The organism is Nocardiopsis sp. RV163 (assembly GCF_001029525.1).
GTDB lineage: Bacteria > Actinomycetota > Actinomycetes > Streptosporangiales > Streptosporangiaceae > Nocardiopsis > Nocardiopsis dassonvillei.
In genome coordinates this window covers 1-4913 of record NZ_LEKI01000248.1, presented here as the reverse complement: position 1 = coordinate 4913, position 4913 = coordinate 1, and the positions used below count along the sequence as shown (strand labels likewise).

The window sequence follows — 4913 nt, the reverse complement described above, 5'->3', positions numbered from 1 at the left end:
GGGGAGCGCCGGGCGGGGACGGCCCCGAGGGGCCCGAGCCCGGCGGCGGCTCAGCCAGGGACTCCGGGGCGGACTCCGGGGAGGTGGCGCGGGAGCCGACCGCGGAGGGGCCCGAGGCGCCGTACTGGCTCTCGCAGGTGCCCTACTTCCTGGTCATGTCGGCGCTCGCGGCGGGGATCGTGGTCGTGGCCGCGGCCTACTTCAAGCGCGGACCGGCGATCATCGCGGGCGCGCTGCTGCTGGCGGCGACCTTCCGGGTGCTCCTGCCCCGGGACTGGGTCGGGATGCTCGCCGTGCGCCGCCGGTGGATCGACCTGCTCACCCTGACCACCCTCGCGGTCCTGCTGATCGTGCTGGCATGGGTGGCGCCGCAACTGTCCGCTTAGGCGTCGAATAAGCTTGACGTCGAGATACCGCGACACCGAGAAGCCACCTGCCCGCCGGGGAGCACGGACCCCGGACGGGACCGGTGGACCGCCGGGTGCGCGGACCGGCCTCCGGCCACGAGCCGGACGCGGGCCCGCTGCGCACGAGGCGGCAGCGAAGACTGAAGGGACAGCCACACAGCCATGGCCAAGATCAAGGTCGAGAACCCCGTAGTCGAGCTCGACGGCGACGAGATGACCCGGATCATCTGGTCCTTCATCAAGGACCGTCTGATCCTCCCCTACCTCGACGTCGACCTGAAGTACTACGACCTGGGCATCGAGGAGCGCGACCGCACCGACGACCAGATCACCGTCGACGCGGCCAACGCCATCAAGGAGCACGGCGTCGGCGTCAAGTGCGCCACCATCACCCCGGACGAGGCCCGGGTGGAGGAGTTCGGCCTCAAGAAGATGTGGCGGTCGCCCAACGGCACCATCCGCAACATCCTCGGCGGCGTCGTCTTCCGCGAGCCCATCATCTGCGAGAACGTGCCCCGCCTGGTCCCGGGCTGGACCAAGCCGGTCATCATCGGCCGCCACGCCCACGGCGACCAGTACAAGGCCACCGACTTCAAGGTGCCCGGCCCCGGCACGGTCACCATGACCTACACCCCGGCCGACGGCAGCGAGCCGGTCGAGTTCGACATCGCCGACTTCCCCGAGGCGGGCGGCGTCGCGATGGGCATGTACAACTTCCGCAAGTCCATCGAGGACTTCGCGCGCGCGAGCCTGAACTACGGCCTGGACCGCAACTACCCGGTCTACATGTCCACCAAGAACACGATCCTCAAGGCCTACGACGGCATGTTCAAGGACGTGTTCCAGGAGATCTTCGAGACCGAGTTCAAGGACCGCTTCGACTCCGCGGGCCTGACCTACGAGCACCGCCTCATCGACGACATGGTCGCCGCGGCGCTCAAGTGGGAGGGCGGCTACGTCTGGGCCTGCAAGAACTACGACGGTGACGTGCAGTCCGACACCGTCGCCCAGGGCTTCGGCTCCCTCGGCCTGATGACCTCCGTCCTGCGCACCGCGGACGGCCGTACGGTCGAGGCCGAGGCCGCCCACGGCACGGTGACCCGCCACTACCGCCAGCACCAGCAGGGCAAGCCCACCTCCACCAACCCGATCGCCTCCATCTTCGCGTGGACCCGCGGCCTGGAGCACCGGGGCAAGCTCGACAACACCCCCAAGGTCGTCGAGTTCGCCAACACCCTGGAGGACGTCGTCATCAAGACCGTCGAGGGCGGCCAGATGACCAAGGACCTCGCGCTGCTCGTCGGCGGCGACCAGGAGTTCCTGACCACGGAGCAGTTCCTGGCCGCGCTGGACGAGAACCTCGCCAAGCGCCTGGCCTGAGCCCCAGCGCTCCGTCCGCGCGGCGGTGCACGCGGCGGGCCCGGACGGTCCTGATCCCGACGGTCCGGGTGAGACCCCGCTCACGCCCGGTCGCCCCTCCGGGGGCGGCCGGGCTTCGCCGTGTCGGGGGGCGGGCGGGACCCGCCCCCCGAAGGGCCGGGTGTCGCAAACGCGGCCTTCGCGGGGTTCTGGACCCGCGTTCGGCCAAAGTTTCCCGGCGTGTTTCCCGTGTTCGGCGTACATGCGCGGGTCGGCGGTGGCAGGATGGCAACGCCGGACCACCGCAGAGGCCCGAGGGTGCGACATAGGCCACGTGCATAGGATTCGCACCTTAAGCGAACTTTGACCTATTGTGGAGACGTGCCGGTGAGAATCGGCAGGCCAGAGCGGGTTTCGGCTCCTCTGCCACTTTGACCGACGTGCCGGCCGTGCGCCCGCTGGGGGGTAGGCGCGCACAGTACGGAACGTCACGAAGAAGGGCCCGTCGCCTCGGCGACGGGCCCTTCGCCTTTCCCCGGACCGTCCGCCCTCCCACGGCCCGCGGCGGCCCGGCCTCCGGTCTACTCCTGGAAGGCGCTCTCGGGGATCGGCTCCCCGGCCCGCATGGCGGCGAACATCTCCTCGGAGCGCGCCTCGTCCCAGATCACCACCGAGCCGACCCCGTCCAGCGTGGGGGTCTGGCCCACGGGGATCGCGGTGGTCTGCGTACCGCCGCGCATCGCCAGGAGCATGCTGCCCAGGTGCCGCAGGTCGTCGCCCTCGTCCACCATGAAGGTGTCGGTGCCCGCGAGCACCAGCGGGACGGACTCGAAGGGGTTGAACAGCGTGGAGGGCGCGCTGGCCGTCTGGACCAGCGCCGAGAAGAACTCGCGCTGGCGGGCGATGCGGTCCAGGTCGGCGCGCGGTGTGGCCCGGGTGCGCACGTAGCCCAGGGCGGTGCCGCCGTCCATCGTCTGGCAGCCCGCCTCGACGTCCAGCCCGGCCTTGGGGTCGGCCATGGCCTCCTCCGGGCACAGCTCCACGCCGCCCACCGCGTCCACGATGTCGACGAAGCCGCCCATGCCGATCTCCACGTAGTGGTCGATGCGCACGCCCGAGGCGCGCTCGAAGGTCTCCACGAGGGGGGCGGGGCCGCCGCAGACCTCCTCGCCCGCGTCGTTCGTGCCGCACACGGCGTCGGCGAAGGCGGTGTTGATCTTGTTGTCGGCGTAACCGGGGACGGCGAGGGGGACGTAGGAGTCGCGGGGGACGCTGACGATGGTGGGGTCGCCCTCGTCGGGGATGTAGAGCACCATGATGGTGTCGGTCCGGCGGCCCTCCGCGTAGCCGGTGGCCATCTCGTCCATCTGCTCCTCGGACAGGCCCTGGCGGCTGTCGGAGCCGACGACCATGTAGGTCGTGCCGGGCTGTCCGTCCGGGCGGCCCTCGTAGTCCAGCAGGGCCTCCACCCGCTCCAGCCGCGAGTTCGCGTACACGTAGAACCCGCCGACGAAGACCAGGGGAACGACCAGCACCAGCACGGTCACAGTGACGGTGGTGGCCAGCCGCCGCTTGCGCTCCTTGCGCCTGCGCTCGATGCCGCGGCCGTCGTAGACGCGTCCGGCGCTGTGGGTGCGCCGGGACCTCTGCGACTGCCGAGGCCTCTGGGGCCGCCTCGGCCGTGCGGGGGGCACGTCCTCGGCGGGCGGGAGCCGACGCGTCTCGCCGACCACCCTCTGCTCGGACTCGCGCGGGCGGTAGAGCTTCTCGAACTCGTCCGGCCCGCCCGGGGACCCGCCGCGCCGGAACACGCCCTGTCTGTCGTGCTCACCGGTGCGACCGGGGTCGTCACGGTTCCGTCGGTCAGCCATCGCATCGCCCATCTGCTCAGCGTCGTGGATCGCCTCGTCGCTTACTTCCACCCTGTGTGATCGCGAAAAGGGTAGCGGGGTTCGGCGCAATGTCCCGGTTCGGCCTCCGGGAAGCCCGAGGGCTCCCGCCGCGCGGCCGCCTCCGCACCGGGCCCGGACCCGTCGGCCCGACGGGCTCAGCGAAGCCGGTGCGCGCCCGCGGAGGGCACGGCGGCGCGCACGCGCGGGGGGACCCGGCCGTCGGCGCGGAACTCCCGGGCCAGCGCCTCGCCGATCCCCTCCACACGCTCCTCGGCGGCCAGGGCCAGCACGGTCCCCGCCCAGCCAGACATCCGCACCCCGCGCGCTCCGGCCCGCGCGGCGGTCTCCGCGGCCAGTTCCACCTCCGGCGTGGGCAGACCGAAGCCGCGCAGTGACAGGTGGGAGGCGGACAGGACCGGCCCGACCTCTCCGAAGCGTCCGGCCCGCAGCAGCCCCACGACCGCGTTGAGCCGGTGCACCTCGGTCACCGCGTACTCGACCCGGCGGCGCAGCACGGGGTCCGGCAGGCTAGCCAGCGCCCCGGACAGGTCCTGGACGGCGCGCAGCGGCCCGAGCGTGCGCTGCGCGCGCTCCAGTTCGGCGGAGCGGGCCGCGCGCAGGTCGCGCCGGGGCAGGGCGCCGGTGTCCACCACCACGAGCCTCAGCCCGGCCCCGGCGAGGTCGAAGGGCAGCACGGTGCTGCGCAGGCTCCTCAGGTTCACCCGGACCGCGCACCCGGGGCGGGCCGCCAGGGCCACCCGCTGGTCGGCGGTGGCCCCCTCGGGCGGGGGGCCGCCGCCCAGGTCGGCCAGGGCCAGTGCCACCGCCGCGCCCACGGCGGACGTGTAGCCCAGGGAGGCGTGTTCGGGCAGGTCCGCGTCCAGCACCGCGCGCACGCCCGTGTCGCCGTCCAGGACACCCGTCCGGCGCGCGGCGGCCACGGCCCCGGCCACCGCGCGCGCCGCCGCGTCCCGGGTGCGCAGCGGGCCGCTCGGGGCGGCCACGTGCACGCCCGGGTCCGGAGCGGTGCCCACGGCGGCCGTCACGCCCCAGGGCAGGGCGGCGTACAGCCCGGCCCCCGCGCCGGCCGCGGTGTGCTCGCCCATGACAGCCAGGCGCCCGGGGGCGTGCCAAACGCCCGCGGGCGGCTCCTGGAACCGCGCCCGGAACCGAGCGACCAGCGCGTCGGCGTCCGGCGCCTCCTCGGGCCAGGCCCCCCGCGGACCCGCGGGTGGCCCTGGCGGCCCGCCCCGGG

At 73.3% G+C, this 4913-nt stretch carries 4 protein-coding genes; 2 read left to right on the top strand and 2 right to left on the bottom strand.

What is annotated here, in order from left to right:
- On the top strand, positions 1 to 386 hold a 386-nt coding region (locus tag ABD54_RS25280; protein WP_053063655.1), incomplete at its 5' end, for a DUF3017 domain-containing protein.
- Positions 387 to 569: 183 nt separating this feature from the next.
- Complete coding sequence (locus ABD54_RS25275) at positions 570 to 1787, top strand: NADP-dependent isocitrate dehydrogenase (protein WP_047872054.1); 1218 nt, start codon at positions 570 to 572, stop codon at positions 1785 to 1787.
- A gap of 560 nt (positions 1788 to 2347) precedes the next feature.
- On the opposite strand, the gene ABD54_RS25270 is transcribed toward ABD54_RS25275, so the two are convergent.
- Both ABD54_RS25270 and ABD54_RS25265 read right to left on the bottom strand, forming a co-directional pair.
- Complete coding sequence (locus ABD54_RS25270) at positions 2348 to 3637, bottom strand: LCP family protein (protein ID WP_047872053.1); 1290 nt, start codon at positions 3635 to 3637, stop codon at positions 2348 to 2350.
- Positions 3638 to 3813: 176 nt separating this feature from the next.
- Positions 3814 to 4913 (bottom strand): galactokinase family protein (locus tag ABD54_RS25265; RefSeq protein WP_047872052.1); only part of this gene is annotated, 1100 nt, incomplete at its 5' end.

Coding starts and splice junctions, on each gene's coding strand:
- ABD54_RS25275 (WP_047872054.1), top strand. CDS start 570: ATGGCCAAGATCAAGGTCGAGAACCCCGTAGTCGAGCTCGACGGCGAC.
- ABD54_RS25270 (WP_047872053.1), bottom strand. CDS start 3,637: ATGGCTGACCGACGGAACCGTGACGACCCCGGTCGCACCGGTGAGCAC.